General features: G+C 71.5%; 13 protein-coding genes. 6 read left to right on the top strand and 7 right to left on the bottom strand.

Translation table 11 applies throughout. The features are described from left to right. Positions 1-33 precede the first annotated feature (33 nt). Both OP04_RS36795 and OP04_RS36790 read left to right on the top strand, forming a co-directional pair. On the top strand, positions 34-306 hold the full coding sequence (locus OP04_RS36795) for a hypothetical protein (RefSeq protein WP_033344530.1): 273 nt from the start codon (positions 34-36) through the stop codon (positions 304-306). 72 nt (positions 307-378) lie between these two features. Next, positions 379-1,608 carry a hypothetical protein gene (locus tag OP04_RS36790; RefSeq protein WP_033344529.1) on the top strand — a complete coding sequence of 410 codons (1,230 nt, stop codon included), beginning with the start codon at positions 379-381 and terminating at the stop codon, positions 1,606-1,608. Here the strand turns inward: OP04_RS36790 and OP04_RS53945 are convergent. From OP04_RS53945 to OP04_RS36775, 5 genes are all read right to left on the bottom strand, one after another. Continuing rightward, a complete protein-coding gene (locus tag OP04_RS53945; protein WP_157240846.1) occupies positions 1,595-1,768 on the bottom strand; it encodes a hypothetical protein in 174 nt (57 codons plus the stop codon). The two genes, OP04_RS36790 and OP04_RS53945, sit on opposite strands and share 14 nt — an antisense overlap. A 79-nt stretch (positions 1,769-1,847) precedes the next feature. Next, positions 1,848-2,354, bottom strand: coding sequence for a restriction endonuclease (locus OP04_RS36785; protein ID WP_033344528.1), 507 nt, complete (start codon positions 2,352-2,354; stop codon positions 1,848-1,850). Positions 2,355-2,363: 9 nt separating this feature from the next. After that, a complete protein-coding gene (locus OP04_RS52390) occupies positions 2,364-2,768 on the bottom strand; it encodes a hypothetical protein (RefSeq protein ID WP_198154110.1) in 405 nt (134 codons plus the stop codon). Continuing rightward, on the bottom strand, positions 2,765-3,229 hold the full coding sequence (locus OP04_RS36780) for a hypothetical protein (RefSeq protein WP_033344527.1): 465 nt from the start codon (positions 3,227-3,229) through the stop codon (positions 2,765-2,767). Before OP04_RS36780 ends, OP04_RS52390 begins: the two co-directional genes overlap by 4 nt. A 67-nt stretch (positions 3,230-3,296) precedes the next feature. Then, positions 3,297-5,381, bottom strand: coding sequence for a substrate-binding and GGDEF domain-containing protein (locus OP04_RS36775; protein ID WP_033344526.1), 2,085 nt, complete (start codon positions 5,379-5,381; stop codon positions 3,297-3,299). A 179-nt stretch (positions 5,382-5,560) separates the two neighbouring features. On the opposite strand from OP04_RS36775, the gene OP04_RS36770 reads away from it, so the two are divergent. Continuing rightward, the gene (locus OP04_RS36770) at positions 5,561-7,099 is read left to right on the top strand and encodes a chitinase (RefSeq protein WP_033344612.1); all 1,539 of its coding nucleotides are present in this window, start codon (positions 5,561-5,563) and stop codon (positions 7,097-7,099) included. Here OP04_RS36770 and OP04_RS36765 read toward each other — a convergent pair. Then, positions 7,096-8,262 carry a trans-sulfuration enzyme family protein gene (locus OP04_RS36765; protein WP_033344525.1) on the bottom strand — a complete coding sequence of 389 codons (1,167 nt, stop codon included), beginning with the start codon at positions 8,260-8,262 and terminating at the stop codon, positions 7,096-7,098. The two genes, OP04_RS36770 and OP04_RS36765, sit on opposite strands and share 4 nt — an antisense overlap. A gap of 200 nt (positions 8,263-8,462) precedes the next feature. Continuing rightward, a complete protein-coding gene (locus OP04_RS36760; protein WP_051799648.1) occupies positions 8,463-9,293 on the bottom strand; it encodes a PDDEXK family nuclease in 831 nt (276 codons plus the stop codon). A gap of 125 nt (positions 9,294-9,418) precedes the next feature. Here OP04_RS36760 and lon point away from each other — a divergent pair, with 125 nt between their 5' ends. The 3 genes from lon (at position 9,419) to OP04_RS36745 (ending at position 13,504) form a co-directional block, all read left to right on the top strand. Continuing rightward, positions 9,419-11,704 (top strand): endopeptidase La, encoded by a 2,286-nt coding sequence (gene lon, locus OP04_RS36755; protein ID WP_033344524.1) that lies wholly within the window; start codon positions 9,419-9,421, stop codon positions 11,702-11,704. Positions 11,705-11,807: 103 nt separating this feature from the next. Then, entirely contained in the window at positions 11,808-12,626 is an 819-nt protein-coding gene (locus OP04_RS36750) for a hypothetical protein (protein WP_033344523.1), read from the top strand. A gap of 14 nt (positions 12,627-12,640) precedes the next feature. Further along, positions 12,641-13,504, top strand: coding sequence for an NAD(+)/NADH kinase (locus tag OP04_RS36745; protein WP_085067059.1), 864 nt, complete (start codon positions 12,641-12,643; stop codon positions 13,502-13,504). The last annotated feature ends 129 nt before the right edge of the window (positions 13,505-13,633 follow it).

Genomic DNA, 13,633 nt, shown 5'->3' with positions numbered 1-13,633 from the left:
CATCGCACGTCCGGCGCCCATAGATTCATTCGCATGACGACGAACGAGGTGGTGCCGGTGGCCGGGCGGAAGACGCTGATCGCGGGCGCGGTGGTGACCGGCGTGATCGCGGTGGGGCTCATCTGGGCCGGCTGGCTGATCACCGGCACCGACTACAGCTGGGACCGCCTGTTCTCCTCCGACTACTGGCTCGGCGGCGTGCTGCGCGGCGCCGGCGTGCTGCTGCTCGGCAAGACCGGCCTGAAGCTCGGCCTGGTCGTGGTCGCCGCGGTCGTCGGCGCCGTCATGTGGATGCGTCGCCGCTGACCGTGGCGACAGGGCGTCTACCATGCAGTTCCTGCCGAGCTGAACGGGAACCGCACGAGAATGCCGACTTACATGGGGGCGGCCTGGATCGACCTCAGGCCGGGCGCGGACGTGGACGCCGCCCTCGACGTGCTCCGCGCGGACGGGCCCGGCGTGCTCTACGCCCGCGTCGTACCGCTGGACGACGGCTGGCAGCGCATCGAGCTCTCCACCGGCGACGTCGGCCCGGAGCTCGGCGACCTGCTCGTGACGCTGCTGCAGACCTCGGAGCACGCGGTACGCGCGTTCCTCGCCTACGACTACGACGAGAGCGGCGCGGAGCAGATCGTGCTCGACGGCCGCGCCGCCACGGTGACCCGGGTCCAGCACGTGCGGATCCACCCGTTCGGCCTGGCCGCCGCGGCCACCGAACCGCCGGTGCTGCTCGACGTCCCGGCCGCGGTCGCGCCCGGCCGGACCTGGGGACGCGGGCAGGTGCTCAACGGGCCGGAATCCGTGGCCGCGCTCGCGGACCTCTACGGCGTACCCCCGGAAGATCTGAAACGTGCGCGGCGGCGCACCCGGCGGCCGGGCCGGCTGCTCGGCGTCACCGGCGGCCCGTTCGCGCCCTGGCTGGACGCGCTCGCGATCGCCTGGACCGCGAGCACCGGCGGGCGGCCGATCAAGCTGCGTCCCGGCCCGGTCTGGCGCGAGGCCGTGGTGAAGTATGCGCTGCCGTCGCTGCCCGGACGCTGGCTCGTCTTCGACGAGGAACTGGTGGCGGAGCCGGTCGGCCTGATAGCGCGCGCGATCGTGCAGGGCCAGGCCGTGCTGCACCCGCTCTACCTGCCGACCGGCTTTCCCGGCTGGCGGGTCCACGACGCGCTCGACCTGCGACTGCCACGCACCAGCCTCGCCACCCGCGAGGAGGCCGAGCCCGCCATGCGCCACCTGGCCGCGGCGATCCGGGCGCGGGCGCTCCCGCACTTCGCCACGCACGGCACGCTCTCCGGATACGTGGAGTACTGCCGCGCGGGCGCGTCCGATCCCTACCGCCTGCACGCGCAGGCGCTGACCGAGATCGTGCTCGAACGGTTCGACGACGCGCGCGCCTCGCTGGACACGATCACCAGCATGGTCGTGCCCCGTTTGTACGACCGGACGCGGCCGGCCGGGCTGGGACCGGCGCGGCTGAGCGGCCTGGCCGCGGAGGCCGACCACTGGCGGCGGCGACTGGCGGAGGACGAGCTGGGCGCGCAGGCCGACCTGCTGGCGAACGTGCCGGCCCAGCGGCGGCGGCTGGGGCTGCCTAGCGCCCTCTGAGGAAGCGCGCGAAGTCCTCGACGGTCACGTCGTCCACGTCTCGGACGGCCTGGTCGACCGGCTGGCGCGGCGTGGGGATGGGGTCCGGCTCGTACGGGCTCCCGAAGTCCGGTTCCGCTACGAAGAGACTGCCCCGGCACTGCTCATCGTTGACATGCATGGGCCGACGCTACGACCAGACCGGCCATGCGATGCCACCCTCGTTGTCCGTTTTCCGTCAATGGCACGGCCGGTTTCGGTCAATGGCGGCGGTCGCAGGCGCCGGGATAGCGCAGGAACGAGGCGTAGGCGAGCTCGTCGATCCGGTCCGCCATGCTGAGCGGGGCGGGCTCGCCGTGCGGGCGGCGCTGGCGGGGGATCGGGATTGCCCTTGCCTGCCCGGCTTCGCCGAACGAGATCGCGAAGACGGCCGGGTCGTGGGAGCGGGCCGCACGCTGGACGGCCGGGCCGGTGAAACCGGCACAGGAGTAGAGGATGCCGCGGTCCGCGCCGACGTCCTCCAGCTTGGCCACGAAGTAGTCGACGCAGGAGATCCCGACCGGGCGGTGCTGCTGCCGGCACTCGACCGCGACCGTGACCGGCAGGTCCGCGACCGCCCCGTAGATCATCACCTGGACGTGCCGCGGGGCGCCGCTGAGCCGCCCCTCATGCCGCCGGTTGTAGACGACCTGCGCATAGTCGAAGGCGGCGAGCAGCCGGGTGAGGGACCGTTCGTACCGCCGCAGAAGGGTGCCAGAGGGAGACATCCGCCGACGTTAACGAGCTTCAGCCGGTGCGGTGTCGCCCTCGTTGTCCGTCACTGCCCGAACGGGTATTGAATTCAGTCCGTCTGCTTCGGGTGCCCCGCACCAGCTCGTGTGATCCACAATGTGCGTGCGTGCGTCGTCGTCGATCGCGTACCAGATGCGTCCCGCGCCGGTCACCTCGTACTGCCACTGCTCGAGCGCTGCTCCGCCGACCTTCACGACACCGAGCTGCCCTTTCAGGGGGTGCTGGCGCTGATCGACATGGCGAGGATCGGCAGTCAGCACCAGCCATGCCCGGTCGAGATTGTCAGGCACCGCTGTCAGCAGTCGCTGCCAGCCCTGAAATGCCTGCCGGTCGGCCGCGCGGACGGTCCACGGATTGGGCCGGGGAAGCTCGGCGCCGCGCCCGCTCACGCCAGGTCCTCGCTCGGTCGGCCGATGGCAGGGCCGTCGCCGCTGAACGGGCCCTGCAGCTCGCGGGCGACCTGCGGGTCCGACCACGCTTCGGCGGTCGAGCGCCAGGAGGCGAGATTCCGGGCGAAGGGGACGAGCAGCCCGGTGTCGGCGCCTGCCATGAGATCGGCGAGCAGCTCCCGTACACAGGTGATGCGCTCCTCCGCCGGCAGCCAGGTGAGCCAGGGCAGTTCCTCGGCCAGCGCTTCCTCGGCCAGCGCGCGGTGACGACGGGCGAGAATGGCCAGCGACCGCGCCGCGAAGCGGAGCCCGGTAGCGGCGGCCTCGAACCGCTCGGCCCGGCTGAGGATGAGGTTCTCCTCGTCCCGCCGCTCGAGAATGACATCGGCGTCGGTGAGGGACGGCAGGATCTGGGAGGGACCTCGCAGGAACGCGCTGTAGGGGAAGCTTTGCACCGACATACGTCGAACGTATCTGAACTAGTTCAGATACGTCAGGTCCAGTCGCCGAGCGGCAGTGACTCGCCCGCTACAGGCGGGAGTGGCGGCCGGCGGTGCCGCGGCGGACGGATTTGGCGTGGTACATGGCGGCGTCGGCGACGCGGAGGAGAGCCTCGGCGGAGGTGTGGCCCTCGGTGGAGAGGGCGGTGCCGATGCTGGCGGAGACGCGGGCCGTGCCCTCGTCGAGGTCGAAGGGGCGGGACAGGGCGGCGCGGGCGCGTTCGGCGACGGCGGAGGCGCTGGCGGGGCCGTCGATGTCGTCCAGGAGGACCAGGAACTCGTCGCCGCCGAAGCGGGCGGGGGTGTCGGTGTCACGGAGCAGGGCGGTGACGCGGTTGGCGGTCTCGACCAGGAGCTGGTCGCCGGCGGCGTGGCCGAGCGTGTCGTTGACGGCCTTGAAGCCGTCCAGGTCGAGGAAGAGGACGGCGAACATGTAGGCGGGCTCGCGCTGGGCACGCTCCACGGCACGACGGAGCCGGTCCAGGAACAGGCCGCGGTTGGGGAGACCGGTGAGGAGGTCGTAGAGGGCGGTACGGCGGAGGCGTTCCTCCTGGTCGCGGAGGGAGCGGAGCATGAACTCGCCGTCCAGCGCGACGGCGAGCAGCGCGCCGGACTGGTTCATCGGCTCGCGGCCGGGCGGGGTCTTGGACTGGATGTGGGCGACGGTGGCGAGCAGGCCCCAGTCGTGTGCGCTGCTGCGGACCGAGATGACGAAGACGATCTCGCCGGTGTCGGGATGTGCGGCGTCGAGGATCGAGTCCGGTGGGAACTGCTCGACCGGCAGCGTGGCCGGGCCGGGGCGGCTGCGGAACGATCCGGCCAGGTCGAGGAAGTCGGGGAAGCCGGGGCGCCACAGGCCGAGGCAGCCGGCGGAGACCGGCAGTCGGCGCATCCAGCCGAGTTTGCGCGGGTCCTGCTCGTCCGTGCGGAGGACCTCGGCGCCGAGCTGGTACTGCGCGTTCAGCGTGTCCTGCAGGTAGAGGATGTCGCCGAAGCGGTCGCGGGCCTGGATGTGCGCCACGCGCAGCAGGATCTGCCGGGCGCGCTGTTCGGGCGCGGGCGCGAGCATCTGGTCCAGTTCGGCGAGCGTGTAGCGGTGGAGCTCGTCCGCGAGCACGGCGTCCGGGACGGACGGGTCGGCGAGTCGCGCGGCGAGCCCGGCGTCGAGCGGCGGCGCCACGGGCCGATCACACCCACAGCTCTCCCGCGGTACGAAGACGGTGGGCACCTCGATCACGGCCGGCGCCCCGGCCACGGCCGGCAGGGTCGGGAGCACGGTCTCGGCCGGCAGGGTCGGGAGCGCGGTCCCGGCCGGTGACCCGGGCATCGGCGGCAAGGTCGGCAACCCGGGCAGGCCGCCGATGAGCGTCGCCACCGCGGCCGCGCCGATGCGGTCCAGGGGCTGCGAGATGCTGGCCAGCGTGGGGGTCGTGTAGAGCGCGGCGGGAATGTTGTCGAAGCCGACCAGGGCCTGGTCCTCCGGCACGCGGCGGCCGGCGGCGAGCAGCGTCTCCAGCGCGCCGACGGCGTTGCGGTCGGTGCCGCAGATCAGCGCGGTCGACGGCAGCCCGGCCGCGAGCAGGTCCGCGGCCGCGAGCGCGCCGCCGTGCTCGTGGTTGTCCGGCGCTTCGAAGAGCAGTTCGGGCAGGTCGTGGGCGGCGAGCGCCTCAAGGTAGCCGGCGTGGCGCTCGCGGATGTCCGGCACGGCGAGCGTGCCGGCGAACGCGATCCGGGTGTGGCCGTGGCCGATCAGGTGGGTGACCGCGTCGCGTACGCCCGCGCGGTTGTCCGGCACCACCGAGGGCAGCGGCACCGTCTCGGCGCGGTGGCTGATCAGGACGACCGGCTTGCCGGTGGCGTGCAGGCGGGCGAGGTGTTCCTCGCGGACCGCGCCGATGATCACGATAAAGCCGTCCGCGTGCGCCCAGCCGACCGGCGTGCGGAAGTCGGGAATCCCCTCGTCGTCGGCCCGGCGCGCGCCGGGCGTGAGCGTCTGCACGGCGACCACCCGGCCGCCGAGATCTGCAACGGCCGCGGTCACGCCCGCGATCAGGGCGCCGTAGTAGTCGCCGCCCACGAACGGCGACAGCACCCCGACCGTCAACTGGCTCACAAGATCAGGGTCTCAAATCCGCAGGGTACGGGTCGGCTCGTTCCGAAACGTCAATGCTGTCCTAAATATCGTCCGGAGCCATGGACATCAACAGTTAAGAGTCTTAATAATTCTCCAACGGCCGCGGTGACGTACACCGCCGCCGATCCCTGGAGGCTGCCGTGAAACGGTCTCGGTCTATTCTTCTGACTCTGCTCGCCCTGCTCACCGCGTCCGCGTCGGCGGTCCTCTTCGCGCTTCCCGCCTCGGCCGCGGCGGTCACCGCCACGTTCGCCAAGACCTCGGACTGGGGCTCCGGGTGGGAGGGCAAATACACGATCACCAACGGCACCGGCGCCGCGATCACGTCCTGGTCCGTCGCGTTCGACCTGCCGGCCGGCACCACGATGGGCAGCTACTGGGACGCGCTGCTGACCTCGTCCGGGCAGCGGCACACGTTCACGAACCGGTCCTGGAACGGCACGGTGGCGCCGGGCGCGTCCGTCTCGTTCGGGTTCCTGGCCAACGGGTCCGGGTCGCCGGTGAACTGCACGCTCAACGGCGCGGCCTGCGGCGGCGCGACGCCGACCACCGGCCCGACGACCTCCGGGCCGACGCCCACGCCGACCGCCACGGCCACGCCGACGCCCCGGCCGACCACGCCCAGCCCGACACCGCCGAGCCCGACGCCGTCCAACCCGAACCCGGGCATCCTGCCGAAGCACGCGCTCATCGGCTACCTGCACTCCAGCTTCGCGAACGGGTCCGGGTACGTGCGGATGGCGGACGTGCCGGCCGAGTGGGACATCATCAACCTCGCGTTCGGCGAGCCGACCACCGCGACGTCCGGCGACATCCGGTTCAGCCTCTGCCCGGCCGCGGAGTGCCCGAACGTGGAGTCGGAGGCGGAGTTCAAGGCCGCGATCGCGGCGAAGCGCGCGGCCGGCAAGAAGGTGCTGATCTCGATCGGCGGCCAGAACGGCCAGGTCCAGCTGACCACGACCGCGGCCCGGGACGCGTTCGTCACCTCGGTCGCGGCGATCATCGACCGGTACGGCCTGGACGGGCTGGACATCGACTTCGAGGGCCACTCGCTGTCGCTGAACACCGGGGACACCGATTTCAAGAACCCGACCACGCCCGCGATCGTCAACCTGATCTCCGCGGTGCGGACGCTGAAGGCCCGTTACGGCGCGAACTTCGTGCTGACCATGGCGCCGGAGACGTTCTTCGTGCAGCTGGGCTACCAGTACTACGGCTCGGGTCCGTGGGGCGGGCAGGATCCGCGCTCCGGCGCGTACCTCCCGGTGATCTATGCCCTTCGCAACGACCTGACCGTGCTGCACGTGCAGGACTACAACTCCGGGCCGATCGTGGGGCTGGACGGGGCGTACCACACGATGGGCGGTGCGGACTTCCACATCGCGATGACGGACATGCTGCTGGCGGGCTTCCCGGTCGCGGGGAACACCGCGAACATGTTCCCCGCGCTCCGGGAGGACCAGGTGGCGTTCGGCGCGCCGTCCTCGGTCAGCGCCGGTAACGGCCACGTGGGACCGGCCGCCGTCCAGGAGGCAGTCAACTGCCTGGTCAAGGGCGTTTCCTGCGGTTCCTACACACCCCGCAGCGGTACGAACCCGAACTTCCGCGGCCTGATGACCTGGTCGATCAACTGGGACCGTTATTACTCGTGGGAGTTCCGGAACTCGCACTCGCCGTTCCTGAAGGCACTCCCCTAACTCAGCGCCTGGTCGAGGTCGTCCCAGATGTCCTCGACGTGCTCGATCCCGACCGAGATCCGGATCGTGCCCTCACCGATGCCGACCGCCGCCAGCTGGGCCTCGTCCAGCTGGCGGTGGGAGGTGCTGGCCGGGTGCATCAGCGTGGTGCCGGTGCCGCCGAGCGACGGCGCGAGCCGGGCCAGCCGCACCCGCTTGCTCAGCTCCGTGCCCGCGGCCCGGCCGCCGGCCAGGTCGAACGCGAACGTGCCGCCGAACCCGCCGCTCAGCACACGCCGCGCGATCTCGTGCGTCGGATTCTGCGCGAGTCCCGGGTACCAGGTGCCCATCACGACCGGATGGTCCTCGATCCGCTCAGCGATCACGGCCGCGTTCGCACAGTGCCGTTCCATCCGCAGCGGCAGCGTCTGCAGCGACCGCGCGGTCAGCCACGCCGCGAACGGGTCCGCCGCCACGCCGAACTCGACGTTGTAGTGCCAGACCTTCTCGTGCAGGGCCGGGTCCGCGAAGACCGCGATGCCGCCGACCACGTCGTGGTGGCCGCCCAGGTACTTCGTCACGGAGTGGACCACGACGTCCGCGCCGAACGCGATCGGCCGGCACAGCATCGGCGTCGCGAACGTGTTGTCGACGACCGTGAGCGCGCCGGCCGCGCGGGCGATCGCGGAGAGCGCGGGCAGGTCGGCGACGTGGCCGGTCGGGTTGGAGATCGTCTCCAGGTACACGATGCGGGTGTCCGGCCGCAGCGCCGCCGTCAGCGCGTCCGGCGTCGCGTCGTCCAGGTAGTCGACCACGATCCCGAACCGCTCGCTCAGGTCCCGCAGCGTGGTCGCGGCGCCGCCGTAGAGCCGCCGCTGTGCCACCACGTGGTCGCCGGTCCGCAGCGAGGCCTGGAGCACCAGGTTGATCGCGGCCATCCCGGACGCGGTCGCGATCGAGGCCGCGCCGCCCTCCAGATCCGCGACCGCGTTCTCCAGCGCGCGCACGGTCGGGTTCGTCATCCGCGAGTAGAGGAACGGGCCGTGCGGGCTGTGGAACGCGTCCGCGAGCACGTCCGGATCGTCGAACGCCCAGGTTGACGCCGCATAGAGCGGCAGTGCGATCGGCTCGCTGCCGGCCTGCGCGGGCAGGCGGGGATGCACGGCTCGGGTCTCGGGTCTCATCCCCCGATCCTGCGCCCGCCCGGACGCCGCGCAGAGAGCCAATTCCTCGTTTCCGGCCCCCGGACGGGTCTTTCCCGGCCACGGCGGAACCGGCTCCGAATCGGCGTGCGTAACGGAGCGAAGCGGAGGTGGAGCCCGCCGGAGGTTTGCCCGCGGGAGCAGCGCTGCCGGACCACGCCGGAAGCGGGAATATGAAATTTCTAGATCTGGGCGAAAAATGGTGAATTCAGATCCGGGTGGTGCGTCTGGAGACGGTCGTAGGCGCGGAAGAGGTCGTCGCGGGTCAGCCAGACCGGCGGGGCGATCTCCAGGCGTTTGAGGCGCTCGCCGATCGCCAGCGCGGCCAGATCCTCCGCCAGGCGCGCCGGATCGACGCCGCAGGTGAAGCCGTGCGTGGTGAGACGGACGCGTTCGAGCAGGTGGCGCCCCTCGGGCAGCTCGACCCAGGCCCACCCCTCGGCAATGTTGTGCGGGCCGCGCACGTGCAGGCCACGGATGATCGGGTCGGCCAGCTCGCGGGAGATGTACGCGTCGACCGCGGCCGCGCGGGCCAGCGTGCTCAGATCGTTGACGAACCCGTCCCGGCCGTCCGGGAGCCGCCCGATGATGTCCCGGAAACCGGGCGCCGACGCGTCGTCGGAGGAGGACGTGGCGTCGCGGAACGCGCGCGCGTCGATCAGGTACTCGACCGTGCGCCGGCCCTGCGCGGTCGCGCCGAGGATCGGGGACGTGATGCGCAGCCACTCCAGCCCGACCGCGTCGCAGACCACCGCGACCATCCGGTCCAGCCGCTCGTCCGCGGCCGCGGGGTCGGCGAACTCGGTCGCGAAGACCGGCAGCAGCGTGCCCGCGTCGAGCGCGACGAAGTCACCCCGGGCACGCAGCGCGGTGTTCCACTGGTGCGGGCTGACCCCCTCCGGCCGGCGCTGGACCAGCTGGCTGATCCGCCGGTCAGGCTGGACCACCCAGCGGCCACGCGCGAAGGATTGGTCGTTCGTGGGCACGACCGGACGCAGCGACGAGTTCGGCACCCGCCCACTGTAGGGACCCGGACCGGGTGCAGGGTGCTCGTCACGGCTCGTGTCGCGCGTCACGCTCGGGAAGACGGACACCGTGGGCGAGGTTGAGTCGATCAGGCTCAAGATTGGGGTGTCCGATGGCAACGTTTCCCGTACTGCCGTTGACCGACGACGTGCTGCTCCCCCGCATGGTTACTCCGGTGGAGCTCGACTCCGCCACCCAGGCCGCCGTGGACGCGGCCCGGACCAGCGGCGACAAGAGGGTGCTGGCCGTTCCGAGGATCGACGGCGTCTACGGTCCGGTGGGCACCGTGGCCGTGATCGAGCAGGTCGGCCGGCTGCCCAGCGGCGAGCCGGTGGTCGTGGTCCGCGGCCTGCACCGGGCGCGCATCGGGTCCGGCGTGTCCGGGCCGGGCGCGGCGCTCTGGGTGGAGTCCACCGAGATCGCGGAGTCGCCGGTGACCGGGAAGACCCGGGAGCTGGCCCGTGAGTACAAGGCGCTGGTCCGCGCGCAGCTGCAGAAGCGCGGCGCGTGGCAGGTCATCGACGCGGTCGAGCGGATGACGGACCTGTCCGAGATCGCCGACTCCTCCGGGTACTCCCCGTGGATGTCGCTGGAGCAGAAGCGCAACCTGCTCGACGAGACCGACCTGACCGCCCGGCTGGAGCTCCTGGTCACCTGGATCAAGGAGCACCAGGCCGAGGAGGAGGTCAGCGAGAAGATCAATTCGGAGGTACGCGAGGGTCTGGAGAAGACGCAGCGCGACTTCCTGCTCCGCCAGCAGCTCGCCGCGATCCGCAAGGAGCTGGGCGAGGACGAGCCTTCCGGGGCGAACGACTATCGGGCCCGGGTGCAGGAAGCGGATCTTCCGGACAATGTCCGGGAGGCCGCGCTGCGCGAGGTCGGCCGTCTGGAGCGCGCCAGCGACGCGTCCCCGGAGTCCGGTTGGATCCGCACCTGGCTGGACACCGTGCTGGAGATGCCGTGGAACGTCACCACGGACGACAACACGGACCTGACCGAGGCCCGCGCCGTGCTCGACGCGGACCACGCCGGCCTGGACGACGTGAAGGACCGGATCCTCGAATACCTGGCGGTACGCAACCGGCGCGCGGCCCGTGGCCTGCACGCGGTCGGCGGTCGCGGCTCCGGCGCCGTGCTCGCACTGGCCGGGCCGCCCGGGGTCGGCAAGACCTCGCTCGGCGAGTCCGTGGCCCGCGCGCTCGGCCGGAAGTTCGTCCGCGTCTCGCTGGGCGGCATCCGGGACGAGGCGGAGATCCGCGGCCACCGGCGCACCTACGTGGGCGCGCTGCCCGGACGCATCGTGCGGGCGATCCGCGAGGCCGGCTCGATGAACCCGGTCGTGCTGCTCGACGAGATCGACAAGATCTCCGCCGGGTACGCGGGCGACCCGGCCGCGGCGCTGCTGGAGGTGCTGGACCCGGCGCAGAACCACACGTTCCGGGACCACTACCTGGAGGTCGACCTGGACCTCTCCGACGTGCTGTTCCTCGCCACCGCGAACGTGGTGGAGACCGTCCCCGGCCCGCTGCTGGACCGGATGGAACTGGTCGCGCTGGACGGCTACACGGAGAGCGAGAAGGTGTCGATCGCGCGTGACCACCTGTGGCCGCGGCAGCTGGAGCGGGCGGGGCTCACGCCTGACGATGTCACGATCGACGACGACGTCCTCGCCAAGATCGCGGTCGAGTACACCCGCGAGGCGGGCGTCCGTCAACTGGAGCGCGCGCTGGCCAAGGTGCTGCGCAAGGTGGCCGTGCGCAACGACCGGGTCGACGTCGGGCTCGAGAATCTGAAGGATTTCCTCGGCCGCCCCCGCTTCTTCTTCGAGTCGGCCGAGCGCACGGCCGTCCCCGGCGTGGCCACCGGTCTCGCCGTGACCGGTGCCGGCGGTGACGTGCTGTTCATCGAGGCCACCGCCATGCCGGGCGAGGGCGGGCTGGCGCTCACCGGCCAACTCGGCGACGTGATGAAGGAGTCGGCGCAGATCGCGCTCTCCTACCTGCGCTCGCACGGGCAGGCCACGCCGCTGGACGACAAGCGGCTGCACCTGCACGTACCGGCCGGCGCGGTCCCGAAGGACGGGCCGAGCGCGGGCATCACCATGGTCACGGCGCTGGCGTCGCTGGCGTCCGGCCGTCCGGTGCGCCCGGAGGTCGGCATGACCGGCGAGGTCACGCTGGCGGGCCGGGTGCTGCCGATCGGCGGCGTGAAGCAGAAGCTGCTGGCCGCGCACCGGGCCGGTCTCACCGAGGTGATCATCCCGGCGCGCAACGAGCCGGACCTCGACGACCTGCCGGCCGAGATCCGGGAGCAGCTGACCATCCACGCGCTCGCCGACGTGGCGGACGTGCTGAAGATCGCGCTGCGGCCGGAATCGGTCACGGTGGCGGCGGCCTGACGGGAGCCGGGGCCTCACGAGGGCCCCGGCTTTCCTCATCTCCACGGGCCGGCGGGCCGATAGCGCTCCGACAGCAACCCGTTGAGAACCCTGGGAAACCCGCATGCAGAACCGGACGCTCGTCTCCGTCCTTTCCGCCGCCGTCGCCACCCTGTCGTTCGCGGCCCCGGCAGCGGCTTCCGCGCCTGCTTCCGCGCCGGCTTTCGAGTCGGCTTTCGCGTCGGCCTCCGGAAGCCGCGCCGCGGACATCGAGTGGAATCCGGCGGCCATCAGCCTCACCTCGTGGAAGCTCACCAAGAACGCGTACACGGTGAAATCTTCCGACGGCTGCGCGGTCCGCGCGAAAGTCTCCGCCGTGCTCAGCGGCCCGATGCCGACCGAGAACGTGTTCGCCTCCGCGGTCGGCGCGGACTTCTACCTCGGCGGCGAGATCACCGGCTACACCGTGCTGGCCAGCACCGGCGGCAACACCTGGTCCGGCGACGTGACCGTGTGCGGCTCGGACGCGGCCGGCACCTACCGGATGGAGCTCTACGGTGCCTACGCCACCGGCACCGGCCTCGACGACCCGGACTTCGCGGTCTACCGCACCAACGTGGCGACCACCACGTTCACCGTGAAGCGCCCGGCCACGGTCACGCTCAACGCCACGCCGGAGCCGGTGAAGAAGGGCGGGAAGCTCACCGCCAACGGCACGCTGACCTCGGACGGCAAGAAGCTGGCGAACACGCCCGTGCAGATCTGGTTCAAGGCGGACGGCGCAAGCGCGTACACGAAGGCCGGCACCGCGAAGACGGACGCGAAGGGCGCCTGGTCGAAGACGTTCACCGCGAAGACGTCCGGCACCTGGAAAGCGGTCGTCCCCGGAACCGGCACGCGCAACGAGACCGTGGCCTACGACGCCGTGAAGGTCGGGAAGTAAATACCATCATCCGCATGGGCATGGTTCACACCGTCGGGCTGGTGCTTCACCCGAAACGGGACTCGAAGGTCGCCATAGACACGATCGTCGAGTGGGCACGCACGCGCGGTGTGACCGTGCTCGGCCTGCCGGACGAGATCGCGCGCATCGACTGCAGCGCGGTCCCGGCCGGCGAGGACGAACTGCTGGAACGCTCCGACCTGCTGGTCAGCCTGGGCGGCGACGGCACGATGCTGCGCACCATGCGGCTGTCGTCCGGCCGGAACACGCCGGTGCTGGGCGTCAACGTGGGGCGGCTCGGCTTCCTCGCCGAGATCGACGTCGACGACCTGCCGGAGACGCTGTCGCTGATCAACAGCCACTCGTTCACGGTCGAGCCGCGCATGGCGATCTCCACCGTGCTGCCGGACGGCGCCGAGGTCACCGCGTTCAACGACATCGCGCTGGCCCGCATCCCCGGCGACGGCATGGCCGGCGTGGCGATCTCCGTGCAGGGCCACTCGTTCGTCCGCTACGCCGCCGACGCCGTCATCGTGGCCACCTCGACCGGCTCCACCGCGTACAGCTTCGCCGCCGGCGGCCCGATCGTCTCCCCGCGCGTCGAGGGCTTCCTGGTCGTCCCGTCCTCCGCCCACTCCAGCTTCAACCGCGCGCTGGTCCTCTCCGCCGACGAGGAGGTCGTCCTCGACATCCTCCCCACCAGCGGCGAACTCGCGCTCGAGGTCGACGGCATCATCGCCGCCCGCCTCCGCCCCGACGACCAGATCTGCGTCCGCGCCCGCCGCGCCGCCGCCAACGTCGTCCGCCTCGGCCGCACCACCTTCTACGAACGCGCCCGCCGCAAACTCCGCGTCAACGGCTCCGCCGAGGTCGACTGAACCCCAAGATCAAATTCATGTTCCCGCTTCCAGCGTGGCTGCGGTCCGCATGCTCCCGCGGGCACCGGTCGTCGCTGGCGCTCCTCCCTGCCGGTTTCGCCGTGGCAGAACACAGGCCCACCCCCATGG

This window comes from Catenuloplanes japonicus (assembly GCF_000717135.1).
Taxonomy (GTDB): domain Bacteria; phylum Actinomycetota; class Actinomycetes; order Mycobacteriales; family Micromonosporaceae; genus Catenuloplanes; species Catenuloplanes japonicus.
This window is presented reverse-complemented; position numbering and strand designations above follow the sequence as displayed.

What these genes read in the sequence shown, in the direction of transcription:
- OP04_RS36795 (WP_033344530.1), top strand. Translation starts at nt 34, where the DNA reads ATGACGACGAACGAGGTGGTGCCGGTGGCCGGGCGGAAGACGCTGATC.
- OP04_RS36790 (WP_033344529.1), top strand. Translation starts at nt 379, where the DNA reads ATGGGGGCGGCCTGGATCGACCTCAGGCCGGGCGCGGACGTGGACGCC.
- OP04_RS53945 (WP_157240846.1), bottom strand. Translation starts at nt 1,768, where the DNA reads ATGCATGTCAACGATGAGCAGTGCCGGGGCAGTCTCTTCGTAGCGGAA.
- OP04_RS36785 (WP_033344528.1), bottom strand. Translation starts at nt 2,354, where the DNA reads ATGTCTCCCTCTGGCACCCTTCTGCGGCGGTACGAACGGTCCCTCACC.
- OP04_RS36780 (WP_033344527.1), bottom strand. Translation starts at nt 3,229, where the DNA reads ATGTCGGTGCAAAGCTTCCCCTACAGCGCGTTCCTGCGAGGTCCCTCC.
- OP04_RS36765 (WP_033344525.1), bottom strand. Translation starts at nt 8,262, where the DNA reads ATGAGACCCGAGACCCGAGCCGTGCATCCCCGCCTGCCCGCGCAGGCC.
- lon (WP_033344524.1), top strand. Translation starts at nt 9,419, where the DNA reads ATGGCAACGTTTCCCGTACTGCCGTTGACCGACGACGTGCTGCTCCCC.
- OP04_RS36750 (WP_033344523.1), top strand. Translation starts at nt 11,808, where the DNA reads ATGCAGAACCGGACGCTCGTCTCCGTCCTTTCCGCCGCCGTCGCCACC.
- OP04_RS36745 (WP_085067059.1), top strand. Translation starts at nt 12,641, where the DNA reads ATGGGCATGGTTCACACCGTCGGGCTGGTGCTTCACCCGAAACGGGAC.